Here is a 25097-nt window from a genome sequence, read left to right as displayed (position 1 = left end):
TTCTCCGGGGGAAAAGATCTCCTAAAGTTTTAGTTGACAGCGGGCAGGGCGCAGGCGCAATGTACTCCTAAAGTCTTAGGAGGTCGCTCCGTTTATGTCTGCAGCCACCGTAAGTAAGTCAGTCGATAAGCAGGCGCTCACGCCGCTTGAACTTGAGATCATGCAGGTCTTGTGGTCGGCCGGGCCCAGCACGGCCTCAGAGGTGGTGCCGCAACTGGCTGGAAACCTTGCTTACAACACCGTGCAGACGATGCTGCAGGTGCTCCTGCGCAAGGGCCGCGTGAAGCGCGTGGCGGAGGGGCGGGCTTATCGCTATCGAGCAGCGGTGACGCGCGAACGCGCCGCAGGATCTGCGATCAGTGATCTTGTGAAGCGCATGTTCGGCGGATCTGCTGAGGCGATGCTGCTGGCGATGGTGGACGCCGGGCAGGTGGGTGCGGAGGATCTTCAGCGCGCACGCAAGGCGCTGCAGGCTGCAGAAAAGAATGCAGAGGCGGCGGCGAAAGAGGCCCGGGGATGACCGGCCCGGATATGGGCGGGATGCATCTGCTGTACGCCTTTTGGACGGGGGTGGGATTTGCCATGGAGCAGGACGTTGCAGCCTTCGCGCTGCATGCGTTGTGGCAGGTTCCATTACTGGCGTGCGCTGCGGCAATGGCTGTTCGCATTGGTCGGCCGCATGTTCGCGTGGCGCATGTGTTGTGGGTTGTAACGCTGGCCATGTGCGTCCTGGTCCCGTTCGCATCGACGGTGCTTGCGCAACGTGCTGCGGTGGCTGCCTCACGAGACGCCACGGCGATTGTGGTGACCGATGGTGTCAGCGTCGAGTTCGGTGACTTGCCGCCAATGCAGCGGCAACCCGTGTGGAAGCTGGCTTTTGAGCGACACATCTTATCGCGCACGCCGTTCGCCTTTACGCTTTCACCGCGTATTGCGCGAAGCATCACGATGGTCTACGCAGTGGTGTTGCTGGTATTTGCTTCGCGTCTCATCATGGGATGGCGACGTACGCGATCGCTGGTTCGTGCCGAAAACACGCAGCCATTACCGTCATCGATTGCGCAAGCACTCCACAGGCAGTGCGACGCGATCGGTTGTGAGGCGCCGCTTGCTGCTCTGACGGCAGATCTTCCAGGGCCGGCACTGGCGGGAGTGTTACGGCCCACGCTCTTGATGCCGGTTGCTTCTGCGGCGGAGATGTCATCTTCCGAGATCGAGGCAGTCCTGGCCCACGAACTCGCGCATCTGCGGCGGGGTGATCCCGTGTTGCATGCTGCGTGTTCGTTGTTGTTGTTGCCGGTTGGCTTCCATCCTGCGGCGCTGTGGACAGCCCGACGAGTTCGACAGACGCGTGAGATGGCGTGCGACGCGGAAGCGGCCGAGAGGTTGGGTTCGGCGAGCGGCTATGCGCACGCACTGCTGCAGGTAGCGGAACGATCCGGTGGTCTGAGCGGTGTGCCTGCGGGGCTAGGACTGTTCGGCCTCGGCTTCTTCGGATTGGGTTTGTTTGACAGCGAAGTTCGCCCCCGTGGCGGATACCGGGCGGCCCTTCGCGGCGGTCGCCTGCAACACGGCAGGAGGCCTGCGACGGCGGGCCTCCCACTGTTCGGCGTGGCAGGAGCCATGGAGGAACGTATGCAGACGATGATGAAATTGAATCCGCCGGAAACCGGTGCGAAGCGCGCCCTGCGTGGCGTTGCGGCGGTAGGTCTCGGTGCGATTGTTGTGATGGCGGCAGCGATGGTGCAGGTGCAGCCCGCGCTGGCACGCTCGCAGGAGGCGACACCACTCGCTTCAACTGTGACTGCGGACGCACCGCGCCTGCTTGGCGGGGAACATGCACAACAGCAATTGCAGAACGCGCGCCGTCAACTGGCCGATGCGCAGAAGAGTGCATCTTCCGATGTAGAGCGTAAGAAGCTGGCAACGGCGCAGGCGGTGATCGCTACCGCGGAGCAGCAGCTTGCGGCGGCCAGCGGCCCTGCTGCGCGTCAGGTCGTTTTCAATCTGACGGAACTGAAAGATGTAAAGCTCGACCCGCAGTTGCGTACACAACTGGAGGCGCTGAAGGATCTGAAGATCGACCCGAAGGACGCCGAGAAGATCCGCGCTGACGCCGAGCGCATGCGTGCGCAGTTCGATTCGCCTGAATTTAAAGCTCGTATGGAGAAGGTGCGTGCGGAAGCAGAGCGTATGCGTTCGCAGTTTGAATCGCCTGAGTTCAAGGAACGAATGCAGAAGCAGCGTGCGGAAGCAGAGCGCATGCGCGCACAGTTTGAATCGCCGGAGTTCAAAGCGCAGCTTGAGAAGCAGCGCGCTGAGGCGGAGCGCATGCGCGCAGAATTCGAATCTCCTGAGTTCAAGGCGAAGATCCAGGCACAACTCGAGTCAGGTCGCAGGCAGGTGGAAGAGGCAAGGCGCTTGATGGCTCGAAACGAGATGCCGCCGATGTCCGGGGAGCCAGCCGGGGCAATGGCCTCCGGCCAGGATGCGACCAAGCCTCGGAAGATTGATCCAGGCATCATGGCCGGGCAGGTTCTCAACAAGGTCCAGCCGAAGTATCCGCAGAGTGCGAAGGATGCGCATGTCTCTGGCGCGGTCGTGCTGCACGCCATCATCGACGAGACGGGTAAGGTGGAGCAGCTCGCCGTGATCAGTTCGCCGGATAAGGATCTTTCAGAGTCAGCTCTGGATGCTGTCCGCCAGTGGACCTACCGGCCTTACCTGTTGAACGGTCAGCCGATGTCGGTGGAGACCACCATCACGGTCAACTTCTCGTTTGCCGCAGAAGTCGTCTGGCCCGGCCGACCATCGACACTGCGGGAAGTTCCCGTACTGCTGACGCGCGTCGACCCGGTCATGCCGAATGAGGCACGTCAGCGCCTTTACTCGGATGGTCTGGTGACGTTGCGCGTTCAGATAGGGAGCACGGGCAAGGTGGATGCCGTGCAGGCGATGACGTCGCCGGATCCGCCTCTGTCGACTGCCGCGATCGATGCAGTGAAGCAGTGGACCTTCCGGCCTGCGGTAGGTAACGGAGTCCCCGTAGCGACGGACACTCTGGTGAAAGTGAACTCCGCGATCCTGTGAGCGAAACTCTTCACAAGGGTCTGAGCTTGACGATGGCAGTGATCGCCTCGTCAGGCTTCTTAGCGCTCGGCGGCTGTGGTCGCGGTCACGGGGGCGCGGCGCCTGCGGTTCATCTGCAGGAGGTGGCTGCTTATCCGGTTCTGGTACCGGGCTTCACTGCGGTTGCCGGCAATGGTGGGTCGCAAGAGGCCCTCGTTGCTCTGGGGCGACTGGCCATCCCGCAGTCGGAGAGATGCAGTGTGAAGGGCCGCATCTTCACGCTCGTGCCGCCGCCTTGGAAGGGTGGCGCTGCATGGACGGTCACCAGCCCGAGTGTAAAAGGATGGCAGACGCCGCCACCGGATCTGGACCTGCGTGCGGAGTGGTTTGACTTCGTGCATTCGCTTGCTGCGATGCATGCCTCGGGCTGTTTCGGCGGCGGTATGACGGCTGCGAGCGTGCAGCAACGGATCGCCGAGGCGATCACGATACCGGCTGATGAGTCTCTGGTATTTCGCTACGGATTCACCGGGAGCGGTGTTGTGGACCTGCTGCCGGGCATGATGCTGCAGGTGGAGCGCAGTGTGCTGGTCGACAAGGGCGCACGGCGGGAGCTGCAATCCATGGAGGCCGACTATGAGGTGACAGCCGCTACGACTGGAGGCGTATTACTTCATCGCACGCGTGCCGTCAGTCTGCATCAGCCCCAGACCTCCGAGGAGATCTTTCACCTGGATCGTCTGAGTGGGGAAGCGCCGCTGCTACGGCTGTTCCTGCAGAGCGCTGCCGCCGGCGACAGCAAGCAGCGACCGTCAGTGTTGCTCGCTGGAACCCGCATCGAGGCGCTGGAAGTCGCGACGAAGACCGTTACCGGTAACGGCTGTCCAGCCCGTCCCGCAGTTGATGTGAAATGCATTACCTTCCATGAAGCGGTCAGCCTGTTGGTCGCGTGTACGGTCAACGGTAAACAGCAGTACCTGCCGATGGGTACGGCGCTTACGTCGCTCCTTGACCTTCAACATGGTTCGATCGCCACCGCATCCGTCGCACGCCGTCTGGCCGACGGCCGTTATGCTCCTGTGGACTTTCCGAAAACGCAGGAAGCCGGGGTGCACATCATCCTGCAGAGCGGCGATCGTGTGACGTGGCGGTAGTCGAACGCTACCGCTCCGGATGCAGGTGCATCTTTAGAAACTCCACGTACACGTTCCAGTCGCCAGGCACCATGCCGTGACCGCCGTCGTGCATCTCGTAAGCAACGTCGTGCAGGATGGCTTCCTTCGCCTGCGGCATGGTTGTGGTGCCCAGATCCTGCTTGCCGTAAAGCTTCCAGACCGGACCAGCGGAGACCGCAGCCAGGAACTCGCCCTTCGGGTCGGACCAGAAGTCGGTATCTCCTGTCTGCAGCAGCAGCGGGCGTGGCGCGACGAGAGCGACCAGCAGATTGGCATCCATGGGCGCGGTGTCGGGGAAGCCGCTGTACTTCGCCCAGTTGGCGGCAAACTGGTACGGGTAGCGGCTGGGCGCGGTCATGTGCGCGATGGTCTCACCATAGTTGCGACGGCTGAGCGCGGCTCCGCCCTCACCGCTGCAGCTCTCAATGACGGCAGCGAAGCGCTGGTCGTGCGCGCCTGCCCAAAGCGCGGTCTTACCCAGGCGTGAGACACCGTGGACCGCAACGCGCCTGGCATCGACGGCTTTGTCCGTCTCGAAGTAGTCCTGCACGCGACTCATGCCCCACGACCATGCGGCGATGGTGCCCCATGCGTCGCCCGGGCGCTCGGCCTGGCTCTTCAGATTGGTTGCGCGAATGCCGTTGGAGAAGCCGCCGACGTAGTCCGGGTCTACGTTACCGTAGTAGAAGGTGGCGATGCCGATGCCGGCGTCCAACAGAGCGTCTGTGTTCAGCTTCCCAAAATTATGGCCGCTTGCAGCATCGACGCGCGTGTTTGTCTTCGGATCCCACACCTGCTCGGGCTTGATGCCGGGGTCGGCCGCAGCATTCTGCACCACGCCGAAGTTGATGCTCAGGAGCATAGGCGCGGGCTTGTGCGCCGCAAACTTTGCGGCAGGGATGTATTCCAGTAACTGGATGTGCGGACCGGTCTTTTCCTTGTTGAACCAGATCATCACCTGCTTGCGAATGGCCTTGCCGTTCAGCGCGGGGGTGCCTGCGTCGAAGACGTCGAAACTGAGAGCGGCCGGCTTGCCGGGTGCGATGCCAAACTGCTGCGTCTCGAAGAGCCGCACGATCTCAGGACGGCGATTCGTCTCCCACTGCTTCGTCGTTGTCACAGGCGAGCCGTCCGACATCACGAGAGGATCGGGCAGCGTATACGTGCCGACCTTGCTCTCGTCGTAGTTCACCGGAATGCCGGCGACGTCTTCCGGTGCATTTGGTGGTGTCTTGGAGACGGGCTGCGGCGTCGCGGGGGCAGTCGCGGCGGGTGTGGCTGGTGCTGTCTGCTGTGTACTTTGTGCGGGCGTGTTCTGGGCTGCGGAAGACAACGTGGCGCAGAGCGCGAGGGCGGAGAGGAGGAGCTTGTGAGACACGATGGACCCCGGCGTACAGATTTGGCAGCGGCAGCAGATGCGAGAGACTACCCGCAGACACGGTAGTGCGGTGCGTGTGAGCGGTCAAGCGGCGTTATGGGACGACGCTGCCGGGCATCGAGTGATTCAGGGGCTGGGATGTGCCGTTGGGCTTTCGCGCAAAATTCCACGCGTGCGCAAGGGCGCGCGTGAATGGGACACCCGGAATTTGTCGCTCGATGTGCGAATGCCCACCCTTTCCCTTGGAAAGACTTGGGCGCCCGGATTCCTGGATAGGATGACTAGCCAGCGAGCATGCTGCTGATGAGTGGCTTCTTCGCGGCACGCGGCGGCGGAGGAGTGTCATGGAGCCGGCCGTCGCGCACGTAAAGAATGCGATCGGCGATGGCTGCAGCCTCGGGATTGTGCGTAATCATCAGTACCGTCTGACCCAGCTCTTTCGAAGCATGGCGCAGCATCTCGAGGACCGTATCGGAGTTCTCCGTGTCCAGGTTGCCGGTGGGCTCGTCCGCAAGGATGATGGCAGGATGTGTGATCAGCGCGCGCGCAATGGCGACTCGCTGCTGCTCGCCACCGGAGAGTTCGCTCGGACGGTTGTCCAGACGATTCTCGATGCGTAACAACTCCGCCAGCCGCTGTAGAAGGGCCTGATCGAGCGGCTTGCCGGTTTCTGCTATCTGGTGTGCCAGCTCGATATTGCCGCGGGCAGAGAGCGTGGGCAGCAGATTAAAGCGCTGGAAGACAAAGCCGATCTTCTCGCCGCGGCGACGCGTGCGATCCGCGTCGGAGAGCGAACTAAAGTCGACTCCATCGATGAGGACAGATCCGCCGGTGGCGCGCGTCAGGCCGCCCAGCAGATAGAAGAGCGTCGATTTGCCGGAGCCCGAGGGCCCTACGATGGCGATGAACTCGCCCGGTTCCACGGAGAAGGTCGCGTCGCGGAGAGCGTGAGTTTCAATCTTGCCGGAGCGGTAGGTCTTGCCGAGTTGGCGTGCAACGATGATGGGCGGCATAGGCCTGTCCAGTCTATCGCGTGGGAGGGGCACCCGGGGCGAAGACGGGCAACAGGCGTTGCACTGTGCTCGGAGAGATCGCTCATCAGTTCAGGAGCCCATCCAGCGGTAGCAGATCCTGGAGATCCATAGAAGCTGGCGGTTCCGGCAGGAAGTGAACTTCAAGATTCAGCAACCGGTAGGAAGGAGTGTCGCGCCGCGGCCGCAGATACAGGTCGCAGTTGCAGCGCTCTGCGAGCGCGTGGTGGCTGTCCCGTGTGAGGTGGAGGCCGCTGGCCAGCAGCGCGCCGTAAACCCCGGGCAGCGCCGCACTCTGCACCTCCACGAGAAATTCCAGTGCTCCAGCAGAGATGGGACGTCGTTCCAGCACCCATCCTCCGGCGGCAGCGACAGCGGCACCCAACTTGGGTGACAGGTTCTCTCGTTTGCCGTAAATAAAACCTTGCAATCTGATCTGGCACTTGTACGTTGCGGTCTGAAGTCCTTTGGTCACACCATGGGTATCGGCGGCGCGCAATGGCCGATTACGGGCGGGAGCCAGTTTGCCTGTCGCAGAATGGTACGGTGATGCCTTAACGGAAATCTGCAGAGGAGGGAACACGGTGATCGTAGGAACGGGGACTGACCTGACGGAGATCGACCGGATCGCCAGTTCCGTGGAGCGCTTTGGGGAGCGCTTCCTTCAGCGGATATACACCCCCGGAGAGTTGCGTTATTGCATGCGCAAAAGGAACAGCGCAGAGAGCTTAGCGGCCCGGTTCGCCGCCAAGGAAGCGGGCGCCAAGGCACTGGGGACCGGTATCGCCAAGGGCGTCAGCTGGTTAGAGATCGAGGTGACGCATCTGCCCGGCGGCCGGCCGACGCTGCTGCTCCATGGACGCGCGGCTGAGAGGGCGTTATCTATGGGTGTAACGGCATTGCACCTGAGTCTTTCGCACAGCCGGGAGATGGCGATTGCGACCGTCATCCTCGAGAGGTGAACGCGACAAGAGACGCTTTTGAAACGAATGTGCTCTGTTTTGCATCCATTTACCGTAAGGTTCAAGAAACCAACAGGTTTGCAGTCAGGGCGATGTTTGCCCGGCTGTGTGCCCAGGAGTTGAAGAGAGCGCATGCCCAGCCAGAGTGAAGTGAAGTGGTCGCAGTTGAAGGTGGGCATCATCGTGATCGTCTCCGCCGCTTTGCTGGTGACACTGTTATTCCTGATCACCAGTTCGTCAGGTCTCGGGGTGTTCTCGCATAAGCTGACGGTTACGAGCTACTTTGAAAACGCCGCAGGAATCAAGGATGGCGCAGCCGTCAACCTGCAGGGCGTGACGATCGGTACGGTCAAGGCCGTCAATGTGGTCGATGAGCCGAGCCGTAAGCTGACACCGATCCAGGTCGTCATGCGAATCGATGGCAAGTTCCAGAAGGATCTCCATAAGGACACGAAGTCGGCGCTGTCTACCGTTGGCGTTTTGGGCGATACGGTTGTGGACCTGAACAGCCAGACGGCAAATGGACCGCTCCTGCAAGATGGCGACGAGATCAAGACGCTCGAGAGCCCGAACTTGCAGGACGTGGTGAAGGCCAGCCAGGGCACAATTGAGAGTCTCAATGTCATCCTGGCGAAGATGGATCGCATCGTCGATACCATCTCGCAGGGCAAGGGTTCCGTCGGCGGCCTGATCTATGACGACACACTCTATCGGCGCGCCAGCGACACAGTGGATGAACTGCACAAGCTTGAGGTGAATCTGAACAGCGGCAAAGGTTCGGTCGGCAAGCTGCTTCATGACGATTCGGTTTACAACCACCTGAACGACACTACTGCGAAGCTCGACAAAATCGCTGCCGATCTGGATGCAGGCAAGGGCAGCGCAGGCAAGCTGTTGAAGGATGATGCGCTGTACAACAACCTGAATGCCACGCTCGTCCACGCGAACAGCATCATGGCGCAGGCCGATCAGGGCAAGGGTGCGCTCGGACTCTTGACCAAGGATCAGGCATTCGCAGACAAGTTGAACAGCACGGTGACGCGACTGGACAACATCATGACGGGCATCGACAAGGGTGAGGGAACGGCCGGACTGCTGGTCAAGGATCCTGCCCTGTACCACAACCTCGATAAGCTCGCGGTCGACTCACAATCCCTTGTGAACACGATCCGAAGCGATCCGAAGAAGTATCTGACGATTCACTTCAAGATCTTCTAGACGCGGCGTAGGATCGCCGTATGCGCGCCATGTTATTGTCTGCCGCTCTCTCGGTCTCATCGCTTCAGTCGCAACCTGCCGTTTCGCCGCAGCCACTCTCTGAGTTGGCTGCGGCTCTGCGTGGGAGTTGGGTTGGCGTGCTGGAGTATCGCGACTACAGCGAGCCTGTGGGATCGACAAAGCGTGTCGACCTTCCCACGTGGCTTACCATCTCCGGGGATACCGCGCTGAGCTGGCACTATATCTACGACGATGGTCCGACGAAGACTGTGCAGGAGGACGACAATGTCCTCTTCGATACAACGAAGCGATCCTTCAGCGAGGCATCGAACGGAAAGCCAGCGCAGGTATTCCGCGTCGATGGCTTCGAAGGGCTAAAGGCCGGTCGTGGCACGTTGCAAATGGTTGGCAGCGGTACGGATAGCGGTAAGCCGGCTGAGATTCATCTGACGATGACGGTCAGGCGCAACCTGCTCGAGATTCTGGAAGAGGTCCGACCCACGGGATCAACCGAGCCCTATGCCTTCCGGCATCTCTATCGCATGGTGCGTGCCAAGTCTCCGGCTCTACCCTAGATGGCGATGACCGACTCGATGTGCTCCGGGAAGGCGCGGATTGACTCAAAGACGGGTGACAGCCCGAAGCTGCAAAGCAGGTTCAGCAGCAGTGCCGGAATCGCCGCGTACATTGCCCAGGTCTGTCCGAAGACATGCATCGGGTAGACGCCGGAACCCTTGAACTCCAGCGCAATGGCCATAGCTGACCCGCAGATCATGCCCGCGGCCCATCCGGTGAATACCGCCCATGGGTGCAGTCGGCGACGCAGGAACGCACCGCAGACGACCGCAGGGAAGAGCTGTGTGATCCAGATGCCGCCGAGCAGTTGCATCTCGATGGCGTACGATCCCGGTGTCTCCAGCACGAAGGCAAGTGCGCCGAACTTCACCACCAGCGAGACGATCTTCGCTTGTGCTGCTTCCTTGGCGGGAGTCAGCGGCGTGCGTACGAATTCGCCCCACAGATTGCGTGTGAACAGGTTGGCCGCAGCGATGCTCATGATGGCCGCGGGGACCAGCGCACCGACCGCAACGGCGGCCAGGCAGAAGCCTGCGAACCACTCCGGAAACATCTTCAGGAAGAGCAGCGGAATCACTTCAGACTTATCCGGCGATACCACCCCCGCAGCGATTGCCACGTAGCCCAGCAGGGCCAGCAGGCCCAGCATCAACGTGTATGCGGGCAGCAGAGCAGCGTTGCGTCGAAGAGTCTGCGGACCCGATGAGGACAGCGTTGCCGTCGCCGTGTGCGGGTACAGAATCAGTGCCAGAGCAGAGCCGATGGCGAGCGTGGCGTAGGGCAGCGACTGCCCGGCCTTCAGCAGCGTGGAGCCCGCCGGCGTGTGGGTTGGCAATGCTGCTTTCGCGATGGCAAAGACATGCGCGAATCCGCCAAGTTTCGCGGGCAGAAGGATGATCGCGGCGAAGACCATGATGTAAAGCATCAGGTCTTTGATGACGGCGATGATCGCCGGTGCCCGCAGCCCTGCGGAGTAGGTATAGACCGCCAGGATGACGAAGGCGATGATCAACGGCCACTCGCCCTCGAGGCCCATGGCGGCGAGCGCGACCTTCATGCCGACAAGCTGCAGAGCAATGTAGGGCATCAATGCCAAGATGCCGGTCAAAGCGATCGCGACAGTAAGCGGTCGAAATCCGAAGCGACCGCGCGCCAGGTCAGCAAAGGTAACGTAGCCGTGCCTGTGGCAGGTCTTCCAGAGGCGCGGCAGAACAACCATCATGTAGGGGTAAATCAGAATGGTGTACGGCACGGCGAAGAAGCCCATGGCGCCCGCGCCGTAAAGCGCTGCAGGCACCGCGATCACGGTGTATGCCGTATACACATCGCCGCCCAGCAGGAACCAGGTGATGACCGTGCCGAAGCTACGGCCACCTAACCCCCATTCCTCAAGCGAATGCATGCCGCCTGTCGGGCGTCGCCAGCGTGCTGCGAGAAATCCGGCAATCGTGACCAGCGCAAACGCTGCGCAGAAGACGGCAAAGGCTACGGGGTAGGTGCTCATGCAAGGATGAAGCGATGGTAGCAGGGCAGGGAATCCGAGCAGTATGATCGAGCACGATGGATGCTGTCCGAATCGATAAATGGCTGTGGGCCTCGCGCTTCTATAAGACACGCGCGCTGGCCGTGAAGGCGTGTGAACTGGGCCGGGTAAAGCTGCGGGACCTGCCTGCGAAGCCCTCGCGCGATGTGAAGGTGGGAGACGCCGTCACACTCACGAACGACAGCGGAACGTACGTCGTCGACGTGCTGGCACTGAGTGATGTGCGAGGGCCCGCTGCCGTTGCGCAGACGCTCTATCGCGAGACCGAGGCCAGCACGGCCGCTCGGAAGAAGGAAGAGGAACTGCGCAAGAACAGCCCCTGGGCTGATGTGGATACGGCAGGTCGGCCGTCAAAGCGCGACAGGCGAGACATCAACCGTCTGCGCGGCCGCTAGTCGATCCGTGCCGAATGTGGCCGGTAATCCAACCCATGCCGGATACGCGGCGTCCACACAGGGGACGGACCTGGAGGAACAGACCGATGAAGATTCAGCGCTTTGTATTTCTCGCCACGCTGGTTGCGGGCGTAACGGCGGCTTACCTGATGCAGAAGCGGGGTGAGTCGTTGATGACCATCGTGAAGAAGACGATCAACAACCCGCTCGGTACACTGGCGGATGAGCTCAAGCTGGCGCTGATGCCGGCACAGAAGTCGCTGCCCAGCGCAGTCTAGCCCTCGAAGCGGGCCGCGAAGGTCGAGTCCTTGTCGCATATACTCGCGCCATGAGACTCCCTTCGCTTGTCCTGCTTGCCGCGGTGGCCTCGCCCGCGATGGCACAGATTTCTCCTGATACGCTGCACCATGAGGTGGATGCGCAGATGCCTGCGCTCGAGAAGACCTACCTTGCGCTGCATGCCGCGCCCGAGTTGTCACGACAGGAACAGAAGACTTCTGCGTTTATAGCAAGCGAGTTGAAGCGCCTGGGCTTTGACGTTACCGATCATGTCGGCAAGTATGCGGATGGCGTGAGCGCCTTTGGAGTCGTCGGCCTGCTAAAGAATGGCGTGGGCCCAACCGTCCTGATTCGTACCGATATGGACGCGTTGCCGGTGACGGAAGAGACGGGGTTGACCTATGCCAGCAAGGTTCGCGGGAGAACTCCACAGGGTGATGATGTGGGCGTGATGCACGCCTGCGGGCATGACGTTCATATGTCCGCTTTCCTGGGTGTTGCCACGGAACTGGCGCAGCACAGGAAAGACTGGCACGGCACGGTGATGATGGTGGCTCAGCCGGCGGAAGAGGTCATCCAGGGCGCGAAGGCGATGATGGACGACGGCCTGTACACACGCTTTCCACGACCGAACTACGTGGTCGGCATGCATGATTTCGGGAACATTCCTGCGGGGTCGGTGGGCATCAGCTCGGGCCCGATGATGGCGAGCGCCGACTCCGTGACGATCGTCTTCCACGGAGCGGGAGCGCATGGCTCTCAGCCCCAGAACTCGAAGGACCCGATCTACATGGGCGCCGAGTTTATCGACCTGGTGCAGGGAGTGGTGAGCCGCCAGATCTCACCGCAGTCTCCGGGTGTGATCACGGTGGGTACGTTTCATGCGGGCACGAAGAACAATATCATTCCGCCAGAGGCCACGCTGGGCCTGACGATTCGGAGTTATGACGAAGCCACTCGGCAGAAGTTGCTGGAGGGCATTCGCAATGCGGCGAACGCCGTGGCGGTGGCTTACGGTCTGCCTGCAGACAAGATGCCCACCATCACGCACCCGGAGGCGACCGAAGCGACGGTGAATGATGCTGCTCTGACGGAGCGTGTGCGGAAGGCTGCGGCGGCTGCGCTGGGTGCAGACAAGGTGCTGCCGCAGGCGGCGGTCATGGGAAGTGAAGATGTGGGCTACCTGACGGATGGGTACAAGATCCCGATGACATTCTTCCGCCTGGGTGCGGGCGATCCTGTGGCGCTGGCAAACGCGGTGAAGGCAGGGAAGGCGATGCCGGACATCCACTCGCCGCTATTCGCGCCTGACTATAGACCGGCAATTGAGACAGGCGTTGTAGCGATGACGGCGGTGGCGGTTTCCCTGCTGCAGTAACGTCTGGCGAAAAGAGAAAGGGCGCGGAGATGATCTCCGCGCCCTGCGTCCTCGAAAAAGCAGATTCTTACGCGGTGACGTCGAGGCCCATGGAGCGGGCGGTGCCGCGGATGCTCTTCATGGCGGCTTCAACCGAAGCTGCATTCAGGTCGGGCATCTTCTGCGTTGCGATCTCGCGAATCTGAGCTTCCGTCACGGAACCAACCTTGGTCTTGTTCGGTGTGCCCGAACCCTTGGCCACGCCGGCTGCCTTCAGCAGGAGCACAGGAGCCGGAGGCGTCTTGGTGACGAAGGTGAAGGTACGGTCTGCATAAACAGTGATCACAACCGGGATCGTCAGACCGGCCATTGCCGGGTCCTTCGTGCGGTCGTTGAACTGCTTGCAGAACTCCATGATGTTGACCTGCGCCTGACCGAGCGCGGGGCCGATGGGCGGTGCAGGTGTTGCCTTGGCGGCCATCACCTGCAGCTTGACGTATCCAGTTACTTTCTTCGGTGCCATGTGTCTATCCCTCGTAGTGTTTTGGTCGCGGCAAGGGTAGAAGCCACCTGTTCACGACGGGTAATACGTATTGTTGAAGCCACGCTTTCTTTCGAAAGATCTGCCGGGTAGTTTCCGCTACTCGACGTGCTTCTCCACCTGTTGAAATTCGACTTCGGTCGGCGTCGGACGTCCGAAGATGCTGACCATGACCTTCAGGGTCTGCTTGTCTTCGTTTACATCGTCCACTGCACCGTTGAAGTTTGCGAACGGTCCCTCGGTAATGCGGACCTGCTCGCCCTTCTCAAACTTGACCTTGAGCTTCGGCTTGTCCTTCGTGACATCAGCACGGTTCAGCATGCTGTTCACTTCGGCTTCGCTCAGGGCATTGGGGGTGTCACCGGTCTGAAGGAAACCCGTAACGCGGGGCGTGTTCTTCACCAGGTGCCACAGATCGTTGTCCAGATCCATCTCGACAAAGACATAGCCTGGCAGGAAGACGCGGTCGATGGTGTACTTCTTCCCGTTACGGACTTCCGTCACCGGTTCAACCGGAATCTCGATGCGACCAATCTTGTGCTCAAGTCCGAAAGCTCGGATGCGGCTCTCAAGAGATTCCTTCACCTTGCGCTCAAAGCCGCTGTAGGCGTGGATGATGTACCACTTCAGGTTGCTCTCCGGAGCGGGCTCGCCGGCAGCTTCCACTACCTCGGCTTCGGCACCATGCTCGGATGCGATCTGCTCTTCTTCCACGGCCTTTGCGCCTTCCGGCAACAACACTTCTTCGGACATCTTTACCTTCTTTGCCTGACGAAATCGTCCTGCTATGCCGCAGTGCGGCGAAAACTTTTGGTCCCTAGCGCTGAGTCAGCTTGGTGATGAGGGCGTTCAGCGTGTGGTTGATGCCGTAGTCGACAGCCCAGAAGTATGCTGCGAACGCGAAGACCGTGATGATGACAACGGCAGTCGTCGTGCGCGTCTCCGCAGTGGAGGGCGTCGATACCTTGCGCATCTCGCTGCGAACATCGCCCAGGAATCCGGTCAGCTTGTCCCACTGACCCCGTGCGCGATCCACACCGGTCTCATCTGCTACTGCGATTGCCTTCGCCATGCCCCTGCCTCAACTCTTCTCGCTACTTCTGTGCTGCGGGTAGTGCTTTCTACTTCAAACACGCCGCGACATGCCTTCGGCATATCGCTTCGTTGTGCTGCTTGGAACTGGCAGGGGCGCTCGGATTCGAACCGAGAAGTTCGGTTTTGGAGACCGACAGTTTAACCGTTGAGCTTACGCCCCTGTATTCAGGGTTCCCACCCCGAATGCCTCATGCTCCACGAAACCGCAGGCCGGGCGAACAACTTATGATAGCCGATTCTTGGCAGTCGTGGAAGCCCTTCCCGGAGATGATGGCAACCGCTGGCAGTTGATCTCGACCCAAGACTCGTTCCCATTAAGTATTACGCAGCGCAACCATCGGATCAATGCGCGAGGCGCGTCTCGCCGGAATGTAGCCGGCTGCCAGAGCGACGCCCGCAAGGAGCAGGCAGATAGTGGTGAAAGTCGCGGGATCCGTCGGCGTGGTCCCAAAGAGGAGCGACGCGATGAAGGAGGAGATCGCAAGAGAGGCCACGATGCCGATGGCAATGCCGAGCGCTGCAAGTCGCAAGGTCTTCGAGACAATCCCCATCTGTACGTCTCGCCGTGTCGCGCCAAGCGCCATGCGGATGCCGATCTCCTGCGTACGCTGCGTGACGGAATAGGAGATGACGCCGTAAATCCCTAAAGCGGCAAGAACAAGTCCCAGCGCAGCGAAGATCGCCACCAGGTAGACGAAGAACCGTCTTGGTGAAGAGGCTCGATCCACCAGCAACTGGATCGGTCTCAGGTCTGCCGTCGGCTGGCCAGGATTGATCCTGCGCAGCGTACCTAAAACGGCTGGTTGCAGCGTCTCTACTGGCAGAGTGGAACGTAGGATCAGTTGCGAGTCGGATGGGCCAAACTGCGGGGCAGCAGCGGAGACATACATCTGCCATCCAGCTTTCGACTCGGCGGCAGTCTCGCGCACATCTGCAATCACACCGATGACGCGAGCTTCAGAGCCTCCCACCAGTGCAATGCGGTCGATTGGATCCTCGTTGGGCCAGAGATAACGAGCGACCGTTTCATTCACGATGACCACTGCCTGTTTGGGATCGACATCGTCCCACGAAATGTCCCGACCCTTCGTCAGGCGCATGCCGATCGCTTGCAGATAACCAGGCGAGACAACGTAGACGAACGTCCCCGGGAGCTCGTCTGGCTCATAATGCTTGCCCTTGGCTGAGATGCCCCACGAGCGATTGCGTGACATGGGAAGCGAGTCTGTGATCGCCGCCGTCTGCACACCCGGAATCGCTTTGATCTGACGGAGCACTTCGCGGTCAAACACGGCACGCCGCGCGGCGTCACCCCTGTCTTCGTAGTCGAGTGCGATTGCAGAAGAGTGCGCCGGCTGAAAACCAAGATCGACGTCGAGCACCCTCAAAAAACTGCGCAGCAGCAGGCCCGCAGCGACCAGCAGAATGCAGGCCAGTGCGATCTGCGAAATGACAAGTGCGGTCCGCAGCAGCTCCGTACCTTTGCTACCCGTCGTGCTGTTCGCTGACTCCTTCATCACCTGCTGCAAGTTACCGCTTGAGATGCGGAGACCGGGCCCAACTCCGAGAAGAAGGCCCGCGATGACTGCGATCAGGATCGTCCAGGCAATGGCAGTCTTATCGATCCGAACGCTTGTGAGGAGTGGGAGCGCGATGGAGCCCTGATGCGCGAGATACAGCACGGCAGCCAGCGCGATACCCATGCCGAGGATTGCACCCGCTGCCGAGAGCAGTAGAGATTCCGTCACAAGCTGGCGCACGATGCGGCCGCGCGCCGCACCCAGCGCCGATCGCAGGGCAAACTCTCTGGAGCGGGCAGCGGCGCGGGCAAAGAGCAGGTTTGAAAGATTGACGCAGGCAATTAGAAGAATCAGCCCCACCGCACACCACAGGACAACAAGAGAACGGCGCAGACTTCCAGCGACAAACTCCTTCAGATCGGTGAGCTCCGCCGTGTAGTGGCCCTTCCACCCTCGCTTGACGCTGCCGTCAAGGTCCGGGAAGAGCATGCTGGCCTCACTCTGCGCCTGCGCGATCGACACGCCTGGCTTCAGACGCCCCATCAGCGAGAGCATATTTCCATACTCGCGGACGCGGTCGTAAACATAGGGCGTGAAGATGTCCATCGTGGAACCCGGCGAGTAGATAGCCCCAAAATCAAATGTCTCGGGCAGCACGCCAATGATGGTGGTGGGCGTGTTGCCGAACGAGATCGCCTGCCCCACGATATTCCGGTCGCCGTTGAGTTGCCGCTGCCAGAAGGCATGGCTGAGGATCGCCACCGGGGGACCTCCCGGGCGCGATTCCTCTGCCGTGAACGTCAGTCGGCCCATCTGCGGCTGTACTCCAAGCGTGCGGAAGAAGTTATCCATCACGTCGATCTCGGTGACGGGAAGAGGACTGCCGGAGGCTGTCAGCTTCCAATTCCCCGGCGAGGTGAAGGCGTCGTAGCCAGTCACATCCGCGAAGGATTTGTTGCGTGTCTGGAACTCCTGGACCGCATCCGTCGAATAAGTGGCGCAGGACGCGCCGCATTTCGATGCTTTGGGGGTAATACGCACAAGCCGGTCTGCCTGGGGAAACGGCAAAGGCCGCAGCAGGATGGTGTTGACGACGGAAAACACCACGATGTTTGCGCCTATCCCGAGAGCGAGGATCAATACCGCGATGATCGAAAATGACGTATCGCGGCGAAGGGTGCGAAAGCCATATCTCAGGTCCTGGAGGAGGACATCGAGCCAGGGTAGACCACGCACCCCGCGATGCTCCTCACGGATCTGCTGTGTGCCGCCAAAACGAATCAAGGCCTGCCGGCGGGCTTCCTGTGGCGACAGGCCCAGCCTCAGATTGTCCTCGATAGCCATGTCGAGATGAACGGCGATCTCACCCTCAAGCTCGGCATCAAGTCTGGCTTTCTGGAAGAAGGCAAGCAGGCGGGCAAGCAGCAGGCGTGGAGACATTATTTGCCTCCATCCGGTGTGATCGCGAGAACACGTGTGATCAGGTTCGAGACACGCAGCCAGTATTCCGTATCTGTCTCGAGCTTCTTCTGTCCTGTCCGGGTGATCGTGTAGAACTTCGCCTTGCGATTGTTGTCCGATGTACCCCAGGAAGCGTCAATCCAGCCCCGTTGCTGCAGACGGATCAACGACGCATAAATGGTTCCCTGGTTGAGCAAGACCTCGTTGTTTGACACCTGCTCGATGCGGCGCGCGATCCCATAGCCGTGCTGCGCACCCATGGTGCTGAGTGTCTTGAGCACCATCAGATCGAGGGTCCCTTGTAGAAGATCCAGTTTGGATTCAGTCATCGTCCTTACTCCTGTGGCTGAACCACATGAGTATGCCATAGCTCCTGTGGTTATGCCACAGAAGATTGGCGGATGTGTGGAGAATCATGCAGGAAGGCTTACCAAAACGAAAGGGCCGCAGCTTTCGCTGCGGCCCTTCTGTTCTGTCTTATCGAGTTCATCGGCAGCGCCCGGGCTGAAGCCCGGGCCTACCCCGTAAGCATCGTTTTCGCGGTGCTTACTTGATGATTTCGGAGATGGTGCCTGCACCGACGGTACGACCGCCTTCGCGGATGGCGAAGCGAAGGCCCTTTTCCATGGCGACGGGCGTGTGCAGCGTGATCTCCAGAGCGATGTTGTCGCCCGGCATCACCATCTCGGTACCAGCCGGCAGCTTCGCCGATCCGGTCACGTCGGTGGTGCGGAAGTAGAACTGCGGACGGTAGCCGTCGAAGAACGGGGTGTGACGGCCGCCTTCTTCCTTGCTCAGGACGTAGATCTCGCCCTTGAAGGTGGTGTGCGGCGTGATCGAACCCGGCTTGGCAAGAACCATGCCGCGCTCCACGTCGTCCTTCGCGGTACCGCGCAGCAGAAGACCTGCGTTGTCGCCTGCGAGACCCTCATCCAGCTGCTTCTTGAACATCTCCACGCCGGTGACAGTCGTGTTCTGCGTGTCGCGGAAGCCAACGATCTGGGCCGGCTCGCCGACCTTGATCTTGCCACGCTCGATACGGCCGGTCACAACGGTTCCACGACCCGAGATCGAGAAGATATCTTCGATCGGCATCAGGAACGGCAGGTCGACCAGGCGGTCGGGCTGGGGAACGTTGTCATCGACTGCCTGCATCAACTCGTCGATCTTCGCTTCCCACTGTGCTTCGCCGTTCAGTGCACCCAGTGCCGAACCACGGATGACGGGAACGTCATCGCCAGGGAAGTCGTACTTGCTGAGCAGCTCGCGAACTTCCATCTCGACCAGGTCGATCAGTTCCGCGTCTTCCACGGCATCGCACTTGTTCAGGAACACAACGATGTACGGCACGCCAACCTGGCGAGCGAGCAGAACGTGCTCCTTCGTCTGGGGCATCGGGCCGTCGGTCGCTGCAACCACAAGAATCGCGCCGTCCATCTGCGCTGCGCCCGTGATCATGTTCTTGATGTAATCGGCGTGGCCCGGGCAGTCAACGTGTGCATAGTGACGGTTCGCCGTCTCGTACTCAACGTGCGACGTCGCGATCGTGATACCGCGCTCGCGCTCTTCCGGTGCGTTGTCGATCGTGTCAAACGAACGGAAAGAGTTCTTCGGGTTGTGCTTCGACAAAACCTTCGTGATCGCTGCCGTCAGCGTCGTCTTGCCGTGATCGATGTGACCAATCGTACCCACATTTACGTGCGGCTTGGACCGGTCGAACTTTTCCTTACCCATGATGTTTCTCCTGGTGTTTTGAGCCCGCTGCCAATGCAAGCTCGCGTTTCAAGGTCGTGTTCGGGCTGCCGCACGGCGCGGCTCCAAGCCCAGGAAAACTTTTGTGTTGCAGGGGGAATTGGTCCGAAGCCTCAGTAGTAGGCGTAGACCTTCAGATACTTCTGTCGCAGCGCAGGATCAACCTTCTCCAGCGTAGACAGGTAGTGCTCACGGATCATGCCCTGGTCGCCGTCGCCCAGCGACTTGTACGCTTCGGAGATCTGCGGTCCAAGCTTGCCGGCTGCAGCGACTTCTTCAAAGTGACGGATGCGCAGCTTGCTGCGCTCCAGCGACTTGAGGAACTCCGAGACCTTGCCATTGGAAAATGAGTCGTCGATTGCCGACTTCACGGCACCGAAGCCGCTCTGATTCTCTACCGCGATTGTGGCCTGCTCGTACATGCTTCGCTCTACGACCTCAAAACAACCAAATCTTTGGAGCGGGAGACCGGGATCGAACCGGCGACGAACAGCTTGGAAGGCTGTCACTCTACCACTGAGTTACTCCCGCCCGCTTTGCGCTGGCTACAGCCACGCCCTCCGACAACCGAAGGTTGAAAACTGGAGCTGATGGAGGGGCTTGAACCCTCGACCTCTCCCTTACCAAGGGAGTGCTCTGCCACTGAGCTACATCAGCCTGTGCTTCCGGAACATGACTCAGGCGCGATTGCCCGAACTCTGTTCCATCAGCTTCTCTGCTAAGGATACCCTCAGCTTTGCTCGCGTTCCACTCGTTCCCGGTGCATACGACCGATCCAGACGCGAAACGCGAAAAAACCTAACACTACCCACGCCAGCGACCGGTACTTCCCGGGCTCAACTGTGAAGTACACACCGACGGCGGCGATTGCAATCACCAGCAGGGCGACAACCATGCGCTGGTGCGATCCCGGACCATCCATCGGCTTGCTACCTGCGCCCAACCTCAGGCGCCCCACTCAGAATTCGAGTGCCCCACAAAATTTGTGGTGCACAGGGGAGGATTCGAACCTCCGTACGTCATAAACGGGCAGATTTACAGTCTGCTGCCATTAACCACTCGGCCACCTGTGCACATCGTTGCTAACTGCTTCTGTGATCGGATGGAGCTGGCGAAGGGACTTGAACCCCCGACCCTCTGATTACAAATCAGATGCTCTACCAGCTGAGCTACGCCAGCCCGCCTACCAGCCCCTACAGGCACCGGCCCAAAACAGACACCAGACAGCAAACAACGCTGCCAACGTTGCGCAGCGCTGTCTTTGACTTTAGCACAAATCGGGCGCGGGTACAGGAGGCCAGGCGCACCTGTGGATCGCTCCATGAGAACGCGCACTAATGCCGAGCCTCAGCGAGCATTGCAACGACTTTGCGCGCTGCGCGGAGTAGTATGCCGATACCGCAATTCAAGCAGTCACTCAGGATTCCAACGATGATGAAAGCTACCCTTGCTCTCTTTGCCGGCGCATGCCTGCTGGCCTCTTCTGCCATAGCGCAACAAGCGGCTCCGGCTGTAGGCGGAGCGCCGGTTGCAGCCCGGCCGGGCCCGGCTCCACTGCAGACTCCAATGCCGCACTACGTCTCGATTCCTCTGCAGATCGATGTCAACGCGCCTGTCGATAAGGTTTGGGCGCGTGTCGGCAAGTATTGCGACCTGGGGGAGTGGGGCCTGCCGGAATGCAAGATCCTCTCGGGAGACGGAGGCTTCGGTACTGTTCGCTCGGTTGTTCGAGAGATTCTCGTGGGTAAGACGCAGTACAGCTACACCTACACCCAGCCTGTTCGCGAGGGGGTGAAATACAACCTGTACCACGGCACCCTGGAAGCACGCGCGCTGACGCCAACCACCACGCGTTTGTTCTACACGATGCTGTACGACGACAGCCTGCTGGCCGACAATGCTGCCCGCGCTGCGGAGATCGCCAGTCGTCGCAAGCGCTTCAATGGCTGGCTGGCAAACATGAAGACACTTGCCGAGGGCGGCAAGCTGGCACCCGGTGCGGTTGTGGCCATTCCTCTGCCAGCTGATACACCGTTGATGGTTCCGAATCCAAACTACGTATCGATCCCCATGACGATCGAAGTCAACGCGCCGGTCGACAAGGTGTGGGCTCGTGTCGGCAAGTACTGCGACATCGGCGAATGGGGAATTCCTGGCTGCACCATCCTGTCGGGTGATGGCGATTTCGGAACGGTCCGCTCGATTGGGAACGAGATTCTCGTGGGTAAGACGCAGTACAGCTACACGTACACGCAGCCCGTTCGTGTGGGACCGGCGTACAACATGTACCACGGGACCCTGGAGGCGCGGCCGTTGACCGCGACCACCACGCAGTTGAACTACACGCTGTTCTTTGACAACAGCATGCTGGCAGATGAAGCCGCACGGGAGGCCGACCTCAAGAACCGCCGCACGCGCTTCACCAAAATGCTGGACAACATGAAGATCCTGTCCGAAGGCGGAACGCTGCCGCCGGGTGCCGTTCCTGCGCCGAGACCAGCGGGCGCTGCGCCTGCTGCTCCTCCGCGGTAAGTGCACCTGGTGATGATTCAGAGCGTGTCGTGTGCCCCATTCTTTCGCGGCTTTATCGCGAAAGGGTGGGGTCTTCGTTTGCGCGAAGAAGCATTGAGACAAAGGTCGCACTAAACGCGCGATACCCCACCCTTTGCTGCGCAAAGAATGGGGCACCCGGTTCTGCTTCTGTCCGGCCTCAAGCTCCGAAGATGTTTCGCTCGAGGTAGGCGTTGCGGAACTTGCCGCCTGGATCAAACTCCTGAGCAAGCGCACGGAATCTTGGCAGGGAAGCGTACTGCTGTCGCAGGTACTTCGGATCGAGCTCGAAGATCTTGCCCCAGTGCGGACGCACACCAAATGGCTTCAGGACCGCTTCAATCTCCGGTAGTAACTTGCGTACGACAGGCTCTTCCGGCTTCCACGTGAAGTGGATCGCCATCGAGTCGCGCCCATGCGCCATGCTCATGGGCAGATCATCCGACGCGATGGTTCGGATCTCCGTGATGAACAGGTGTGGCGTGATCCTGTCACGCAGCTTCTCAACTGCCCGGATGGCCTTGTAGCCGTCCTTGCGAGCGACGAAGTATTCGGTCTGCAACTCTTCGCCGCTGGACGGCGTGAACTCCATCTTGAAATGCGGCAGGCGGAGATACCAGGGGCCTGCGCTGCCCATCTGTTCTGTGCAAGCATCTGCGGGATGGTCGTCGATGGGATGCAGCTTGGCGGTCTGCAGCGTTGCTCCGTAGAACATCGGTGGCTGGGGCTGTTGTGTCGCGTCGGCCGCAACCTTGTCCTTGATCCACACCTGGTTGACGCGGTTCTTCTGCCAATCGGTGAAAAGGCTAACGCTGTAGCCAGAGCCAAGGATCGTGTCGAGATTGTCTTCGAGCTGATCGAACGAGAGGTTGCGATAGACCACCTGCGACATGTCGTACCGAGGCACGATGTCCAGCGTGACTCGTGTCAAGACACCCAACGCGCCGAGGTGCACGACCGCCAACTGGAAGCGTTCGCCATCCTTGTCGCGCGATAGTTGGAGAACACTTCCGTCCGCCTTCACAATCTCAACAGCACGCGTGGCAGACGACAGGTTCTTGTTGCCAACACCAGAGCCGTGAGTTCCCGTTGCGATGGTTCCGCCGACGGAGATGTGTGGCAGCGATGCGAGATTGGCGAGCGCATAGCCCGCCTTATCGAGCACCGGGGCCAACTCGCCATAGGCGATGCCTGCGCCGACGGTGACCGTGCGCGCTTCCTCATCAATCTGGATACCCTTCACTTCACGCATGGAGATCTGGGCGTATTGGCTGTCGGCGATGTTGTTAAAGCAATGACGCGAACCGAGTCCCTTCAAATAGCCATTCGCCTGCACGATGGCGGGGACTTCCTCCGGCGTAATCGGTGCATAGACGCGGCTGGTGCTGTAGTGAAAGTTTTTCGACCAGTTCGTCCGCGGGACGTTTGCGTGGTCGTCCAGGACGTTCGCATGGTCCTGTGAGACGTTTGCCGCACGGGCAAGAGGGGCGGCTGCCATCAGAATGGCAGAGGATTTCAAGAGCTCGCGACGGTCCATCGTCACCTCCAGCAGGACGTACGAAACCACAGTACGCGCGAGACCTGTATACGCGTGGCAGCCCTCCGAAGACAAATATCTGCGAAGGTAGCCTCTGATACATCTGCATCGTCTATACCTGTGTAAAAATCTGCCGGAGCCACTTTCATGCGTCGATTTTCGTATCTGCTCGCTCTCGCTGTTCTAATTGCCGTTCCCGCTGCCGCCCGTGCGCAGGGGGCTGTCGAGGGGCCACTGCCGCAGCTCGCAGGCAAGAGCGCGCAACCGAATACGTCGACAGAGACGGCTGCGCAAACGAAGCAGCTGGATAACGATGCCATCATCAAAATGACGAAGGCCGACCTGGGCGACAACATCATCGTGACAGCCGTCCGCATGCAGCCCGGTACCTACCGGACCGCTCCGGACGATTTGATCGCGTTGAAGAGCGCAGGTGTATCGCAGGCTGTTATCTCTGCCATGCTGGCACGGAACAGCGGCATGCAGCAGCGCCCCGGTAACTTCCCGACATTCCAGCGCGTCGAGGTTTCACCCCTCTCGCCCAACACAGACGATCCCGGTGTCTACTTCAAGAACAAGCAGGGACAGTGGGAGATGATGGGCCCGGAACTGGTGCGGTATCGCGACGGCGGCGCGCTCAAGAGCCTGGTGACGAACAACATCGTGAAGAAGGATGAGAACGGCGTGGTGAGCGGTCCGAAGTCGAAGCTGAGCATCTCGCCCGGCACCGAGGTATTGATCCTTTCACCCAATCCCCAGACCGATGCGGTGGAGTACGTGATCCTGCGTCTACGGCCCAAGAGCGACCGCCGTGAATTTCGCGTCAAGACTGGTAATGTCTTCCACGCAGAAACCGGCACGGACCGCGATGCGCTCGAGATTCCGATCAAGAAGATCAACAATCGAATCTTCGGATTTACCGTGCCGCATGATCTTACGAAAGGTGAGTACGGCGTGCTGGCCCCCTGGTCCGCAGGCGGCGCTGGCATAGGACACGCCGGCAAGCTCTACACCTTCAGCATCACGGAGTGAGTCGTCAGGACTTGCGGACGGCGAGCACCATGCCGCTCGCCCAGTCCATGGGAACGATGTGAAAGCGTGTGTCGGCAGCAAGCAGGGCCATCAGGAGTGACACCTTCGCGGCATGGCCTTCCGGCCAGTTCGACTGTGCCAGCATGTCGTCGATGACGTAGAAGCCACCTGGTTTCACCACGGCCAATGCGTGCTCCACGCCTTCGTACTTCCCGGGCATGGCGTCTGCGAAAACGAAGTCGAAGGATGCTGCAGGTTGCCGTTGCAAGAACTCGATACCGTCGGCGACCTCCAGCGATAAGCGCGGGTCGTTGCCCAGGCATTGGGCGGCAACTTGCTGCACCGAGGGATCCAAATCCACGCTGATGAGCGTGGCCTCTGCATCCATGCCATCGAGCAGCCACGCTGTCGAAAGACCTGTACCTGTACCCAGCTCAAGGAATCGTCCGGAGGGCTTGCTTGCCGCGAGTGCCCGAAGCAGGCAGCCGGCGAGCGGCTCGGACGCCATTGAAAACTTCAGCTCGTCAGTACGTTTCAAAATGTGATCAAGGCGCTCAGGCGCTTTCGAGTGACTGTCTTCCATGACCGGAGCATAGGCCTCAAAAAAGCTTATACGGGCATAACCT

Annotated in this window: 25 protein-coding genes and 5 tRNA genes; 11 read left to right on the top strand and 19 right to left on the bottom strand. The window is 60.3% G+C overall.

All coding sequences use genetic code 11. From position 1 onward, the window contains the following. The first annotated feature begins 94 nt into the window (after positions 1-94). From BLW03_RS06340 to BLW03_RS06330, 3 genes are read left to right on the top strand one after another with little or no spacing between them, the layout of a single operon-like run. Positions 95-520 carry a BlaI/MecI/CopY family transcriptional regulator gene (locus BLW03_RS06340; protein WP_074652846.1) on the top strand — a complete coding sequence of 142 codons (426 nt, stop codon included), beginning with the start codon at positions 95-97 and terminating at the stop codon, positions 518-520. Continuing rightward, the gene (locus BLW03_RS06335; protein WP_074652845.1) at positions 517-3090 is read left to right on the top strand and encodes a M56 family metallopeptidase; all 2574 of its coding nucleotides are present in this window, start codon (positions 517-519) and stop codon (positions 3088-3090) included. Before BLW03_RS06340 ends, BLW03_RS06335 begins: the two co-directional genes overlap by 4 nt. After that, positions 3087-4223, top strand: a complete 1137-nt coding sequence (locus BLW03_RS06330) for a hypothetical protein (RefSeq protein WP_074652844.1) — start codon at positions 3087-3089, stop codon at positions 4221-4223. Before BLW03_RS06335 ends, BLW03_RS06330 begins: the two co-directional genes overlap by 4 nt. Before the next feature lie 7 nt (positions 4224-4230). Here BLW03_RS06330 and BLW03_RS06325 read toward each other — a convergent pair whose 3' ends face one another. The 3 genes from BLW03_RS06325 to BLW03_RS06315 form a co-directional block, all read right to left on the bottom strand. After that, complete coding sequence (locus tag BLW03_RS06325) at positions 4231-5622, bottom strand: glucuronyl esterase domain-containing protein (RefSeq protein WP_074652843.1); 1392 nt, start codon at positions 5620-5622, stop codon at positions 4231-4233. Positions 5623-5903: 281 nt separating this feature from the next. After that, on the bottom strand, positions 5904-6635 hold the full coding sequence (locus tag BLW03_RS06320) for an ABC transporter ATP-binding protein (protein ID WP_074652842.1): 732 nt from the start codon (positions 6633-6635) through the stop codon (positions 5904-5906). Between the two features lie 85 nt (positions 6636-6720). Continuing rightward, positions 6721-7128, bottom strand: a complete 408-nt coding sequence (locus BLW03_RS06315) for a hypothetical protein (protein ID WP_212733147.1) — start codon at positions 7126-7128, stop codon at positions 6721-6723. Positions 7129-7237: 109 nt separating this feature from the next. Here BLW03_RS06315 and acpS point away from each other — a divergent pair, with 109 nt between their 5' ends. From acpS to BLW03_RS06300, 3 genes are all read left to right on the top strand, one after another. After that, positions 7238-7615 carry a holo-ACP synthase gene (gene acpS, locus BLW03_RS06310; protein ID WP_074652840.1) on the top strand — a complete coding sequence of 126 codons (378 nt, stop codon included), beginning with the start codon at positions 7238-7240 and terminating at the stop codon, positions 7613-7615. 132 nt (positions 7616-7747) lie between these two features. Next, a complete protein-coding gene (locus tag BLW03_RS06305; protein ID WP_074652839.1) occupies positions 7748-8833 on the top strand; it encodes an MlaD family protein in 1086 nt (361 codons plus the stop codon). A gap of 20 nt (positions 8834-8853) precedes the next feature. Beyond that, positions 8854-9408 carry a hypothetical protein gene (locus BLW03_RS06300; protein ID WP_074652838.1) on the top strand — a complete coding sequence of 185 codons (555 nt, stop codon included), beginning with the start codon at positions 8854-8856 and terminating at the stop codon, positions 9406-9408. Here BLW03_RS06300 and mctP read toward each other — a convergent pair. Then, positions 9405-10913 carry a monocarboxylate uptake permease MctP gene (gene mctP / locus BLW03_RS06295; protein WP_074652837.1) on the bottom strand — a complete coding sequence of 503 codons (1509 nt, stop codon included), beginning with the start codon at positions 10911-10913 and terminating at the stop codon, positions 9405-9407. The two genes, BLW03_RS06300 and mctP, sit on opposite strands and share 4 nt — an antisense overlap. Before the next feature lie 56 nt (positions 10914-10969). Between mctP and BLW03_RS06290 the strand changes: the two genes are divergently transcribed. The 3 genes from BLW03_RS06290 (at position 10970) to BLW03_RS06280 (ending at position 13004) form a co-directional block, all read left to right on the top strand. Continuing rightward, positions 10970-11347 carry an RNA-binding S4 domain-containing protein gene (locus BLW03_RS06290; RefSeq protein WP_074652836.1) on the top strand — a complete coding sequence of 126 codons (378 nt, stop codon included), beginning with the start codon at positions 10970-10972 and terminating at the stop codon, positions 11345-11347. 86 nt (positions 11348-11433) lie between these two features. Continuing rightward, on the top strand, positions 11434-11625 hold the full coding sequence (locus BLW03_RS06285; protein ID WP_074652835.1) for a hypothetical protein: 192 nt from the start codon (positions 11434-11436) through the stop codon (positions 11623-11625). Positions 11626-11675: 50 nt separating this feature from the next. After that, positions 11676-13004: an amidohydrolase gene (locus BLW03_RS06280; protein ID WP_074652834.1), complete on the top strand. Its 1329-nt coding sequence runs from the start codon at positions 11676-11678 to the stop codon at positions 13002-13004. Positions 13005-13071: 67 nt separating this feature from the next. On the opposite strand, the gene rplK is transcribed toward BLW03_RS06280, so the two are convergent. The 13 genes from rplK to BLW03_RS06215 form a co-directional block, all read right to left on the bottom strand. Next, a complete protein-coding gene (gene rplK, locus BLW03_RS06275) occupies positions 13072-13506 on the bottom strand; it encodes a 50S ribosomal protein L11 (protein ID WP_074652833.1) in 435 nt (144 codons plus the stop codon). 117 nt (positions 13507-13623) lie between these two features. Then, positions 13624-14277, bottom strand: a complete 654-nt coding sequence (gene nusG, locus BLW03_RS06270; protein WP_074652832.1) for a transcription termination/antitermination protein NusG — start codon at positions 14275-14277, stop codon at positions 13624-13626. 64 nt (positions 14278-14341) lie between these two features. After that, the gene (gene secE / locus BLW03_RS06265; protein WP_083350363.1) at positions 14342-14596 is read right to left on the bottom strand and encodes a preprotein translocase subunit SecE; all 255 of its coding nucleotides are present in this window, start codon (positions 14594-14596) and stop codon (positions 14342-14344) included. A 108-nt stretch (positions 14597-14704) separates the two neighbouring features. Next, positions 14705-14780 (bottom strand) — tRNA-Trp (locus BLW03_RS06260). A 153-nt stretch (positions 14781-14933) separates the two neighbouring features. Further along, entirely contained in the window at positions 14934-17579 is a 2646-nt protein-coding gene (locus BLW03_RS06255; protein WP_074652831.1) for an ABC transporter permease, read from the bottom strand. Continuing rightward, the gene (locus BLW03_RS06250) at positions 17579-17929 is read right to left on the bottom strand and encodes a PadR family transcriptional regulator (RefSeq protein ID WP_074652830.1); all 351 of its coding nucleotides are present in this window, start codon (positions 17927-17929) and stop codon (positions 17579-17581) included. The genes BLW03_RS06255 and BLW03_RS06250 overlap by 1 nt, the downstream gene beginning before the upstream one ends. 217 nt (positions 17930-18146) lie before the next feature. Beyond that, the gene (gene tuf, locus BLW03_RS06245; protein WP_074652829.1) at positions 18147-19334 is read right to left on the bottom strand and encodes an elongation factor Tu; all 1188 of its coding nucleotides are present in this window, start codon (positions 19332-19334) and stop codon (positions 18147-18149) included. Positions 19335-19465: 131 nt separating this feature from the next. Next, positions 19466-19774, bottom strand: coding sequence for a hypothetical protein (locus BLW03_RS06240; protein ID WP_074652828.1), 309 nt, complete (start codon positions 19772-19774; stop codon positions 19466-19468). A gap of 34 nt (positions 19775-19808) precedes the next feature. Then, positions 19809-19883 (bottom strand) — tRNA-Gly (locus BLW03_RS06235). Between the two features lie 51 nt (positions 19884-19934). Further along, positions 19935-20009, bottom strand: a tRNA-Thr gene (locus BLW03_RS06230). 73 nt (positions 20010-20082) lie between these two features. Continuing rightward, complete coding sequence (locus BLW03_RS06225) at positions 20083-20295, bottom strand: hypothetical protein (RefSeq protein ID WP_244501982.1); 213 nt, start codon at positions 20293-20295, stop codon at positions 20083-20085. 43 nt (positions 20296-20338) lie between these two features. Continuing rightward, positions 20339-20425, bottom strand: a tRNA-Tyr gene (locus BLW03_RS06220). A gap of 30 nt (positions 20426-20455) precedes the next feature. Continuing rightward, positions 20456-20531: transfer RNA gene (locus tag BLW03_RS06215), tRNA-Thr, on the bottom strand. Positions 20532-20783: 252 nt separating this feature from the next. Between BLW03_RS06215 and BLW03_RS06210 the strand changes: the two genes are divergently transcribed. After that, complete coding sequence (locus tag BLW03_RS06210; RefSeq protein ID WP_139285118.1) at positions 20784-21884, top strand: SRPBCC family protein; 1101 nt, start codon at positions 20784-20786, stop codon at positions 21882-21884. 178 nt (positions 21885-22062) lie between these two features. Here the strand turns inward: BLW03_RS06210 and BLW03_RS06205 are convergent, their stop codons facing one another. Then, positions 22063-23439 (bottom strand): D-arabinono-1,4-lactone oxidase, encoded by a 1377-nt coding sequence (locus tag BLW03_RS06205; RefSeq protein WP_074655812.1) that lies wholly within the window; start codon positions 23437-23439, stop codon positions 22063-22065. Positions 23440-23586: 147 nt separating this feature from the next. Here BLW03_RS06205 and BLW03_RS06200 point away from each other — a divergent pair, with 147 nt between their 5' ends. Continuing rightward, the gene (locus tag BLW03_RS06200) at positions 23587-24471 is read left to right on the top strand and encodes a hypothetical protein (protein ID WP_074652825.1); all 885 of its coding nucleotides are present in this window, start codon (positions 23587-23589) and stop codon (positions 24469-24471) included. Between the two features lie 4 nt (positions 24472-24475). On the opposite strand, the gene BLW03_RS06195 is transcribed toward BLW03_RS06200, so the two are convergent. Next, a complete protein-coding gene (locus tag BLW03_RS06195) occupies positions 24476-25054 on the bottom strand; it encodes an O-methyltransferase (protein WP_074655811.1) in 579 nt (192 codons plus the stop codon). Positions 25055-25097 lie beyond the last annotated feature (43 nt).

It is taken from the genome of Terriglobus roseus (genome assembly GCF_900105625.1).
Classification (GTDB): Bacteria; Acidobacteriota; Terriglobia; order Terriglobales; family Acidobacteriaceae; genus Terriglobus; species Terriglobus roseus_B.
This window is presented reverse-complemented; position numbering and strand designations above follow the sequence as displayed.

Excerpts from the sequence above, each read along its gene's own strand:
- BLW03_RS06300 (WP_074652838.1), top strand. The coding sequence starts at position 8,854 with ATGCGCGCCATGTTATTGTCTGCCGCTCTCTCGGTCTCATCGCTTCAG.
- BLW03_RS06340 (WP_074652846.1), top strand. The coding sequence starts at position 95 with ATGTCTGCAGCCACCGTAAGTAAGTCAGTCGATAAGCAGGCGCTCACG.
- BLW03_RS06320 (WP_074652842.1), bottom strand. The coding sequence starts at position 6,635 with ATGCCGCCCATCATCGTTGCACGCCAACTCGGCAAGACCTACCGCTCC.
- secE (WP_083350363.1), bottom strand. The coding sequence starts at position 14,596 with ATGGCGAAGGCAATCGCAGTAGCAGATGAGACCGGTGTGGATCGCGCA.
- rplK (WP_074652833.1), bottom strand. The coding sequence starts at position 13,506 with ATGGCACCGAAGAAAGTAACTGGATACGTCAAGCTGCAGGTGATGGCC.
- BLW03_RS06335 (WP_074652845.1), top strand. The coding sequence starts at position 517 with ATGACCGGCCCGGATATGGGCGGGATGCATCTGCTGTACGCCTTTTGG.
- BLW03_RS06210 (WP_139285118.1), top strand. The coding sequence starts at position 20,784 with ATGATGAAAGCTACCCTTGCTCTCTTTGCCGGCGCATGCCTGCTGGCC.
- BLW03_RS06250 (WP_074652830.1), bottom strand. The coding sequence starts at position 17,929 with ATGACTGAATCCAAACTGGATCTTCTACAAGGGACCCTCGATCTGATG.
- BLW03_RS06255 (WP_074652831.1), bottom strand. The coding sequence starts at position 17,579 with ATGTCTCCACGCCTGCTGCTTGCCCGCCTGCTTGCCTTCTTCCAGAAA.
- BLW03_RS06305 (WP_074652839.1), top strand. The coding sequence starts at position 7,748 with ATGCCCAGCCAGAGTGAAGTGAAGTGGTCGCAGTTGAAGGTGGGCATC.
- BLW03_RS06280 (WP_074652834.1), top strand. The coding sequence starts at position 11,676 with ATGAGACTCCCTTCGCTTGTCCTGCTTGCCGCGGTGGCCTCGCCCGCG.
- BLW03_RS06195 (WP_074655811.1), bottom strand. The coding sequence starts at position 25,054 with ATGGAAGACAGTCACTCGAAAGCGCCTGAGCGCCTTGATCACATTTTG.
- BLW03_RS06285 (WP_074652835.1), top strand. The coding sequence starts at position 11,434 with ATGAAGATTCAGCGCTTTGTATTTCTCGCCACGCTGGTTGCGGGCGTA.
- BLW03_RS06205 (WP_074655812.1), bottom strand. The coding sequence starts at position 23,439 with ATGGACCGTCGCGAGCTCTTGAAATCCTCTGCCATTCTGATGGCAGCC.
- nusG (WP_074652832.1), bottom strand. The coding sequence starts at position 14,277 with ATGTCCGAAGAAGTGTTGTTGCCGGAAGGCGCAAAGGCCGTGGAAGAA.
- BLW03_RS06290 (WP_074652836.1), top strand. The coding sequence starts at position 10,970 with ATGGATGCTGTCCGAATCGATAAATGGCTGTGGGCCTCGCGCTTCTAT.
- mctP (WP_074652837.1), bottom strand. The coding sequence starts at position 10,913 with ATGAGCACCTACCCCGTAGCCTTTGCCGTCTTCTGCGCAGCGTTTGCG.
- tuf (WP_074652829.1), bottom strand. The coding sequence starts at position 19,334 with ATGGGTAAGGAAAAGTTCGACCGGTCCAAGCCGCACGTAAATGTGGGT.
- BLW03_RS06240 (WP_074652828.1), bottom strand. The coding sequence starts at position 19,774 with ATGTACGAGCAGGCCACAATCGCGGTAGAGAATCAGAGCGGCTTCGGT.
- BLW03_RS06200 (WP_074652825.1), top strand. The coding sequence starts at position 23,587 with ATGCGTCGATTTTCGTATCTGCTCGCTCTCGCTGTTCTAATTGCCGTT.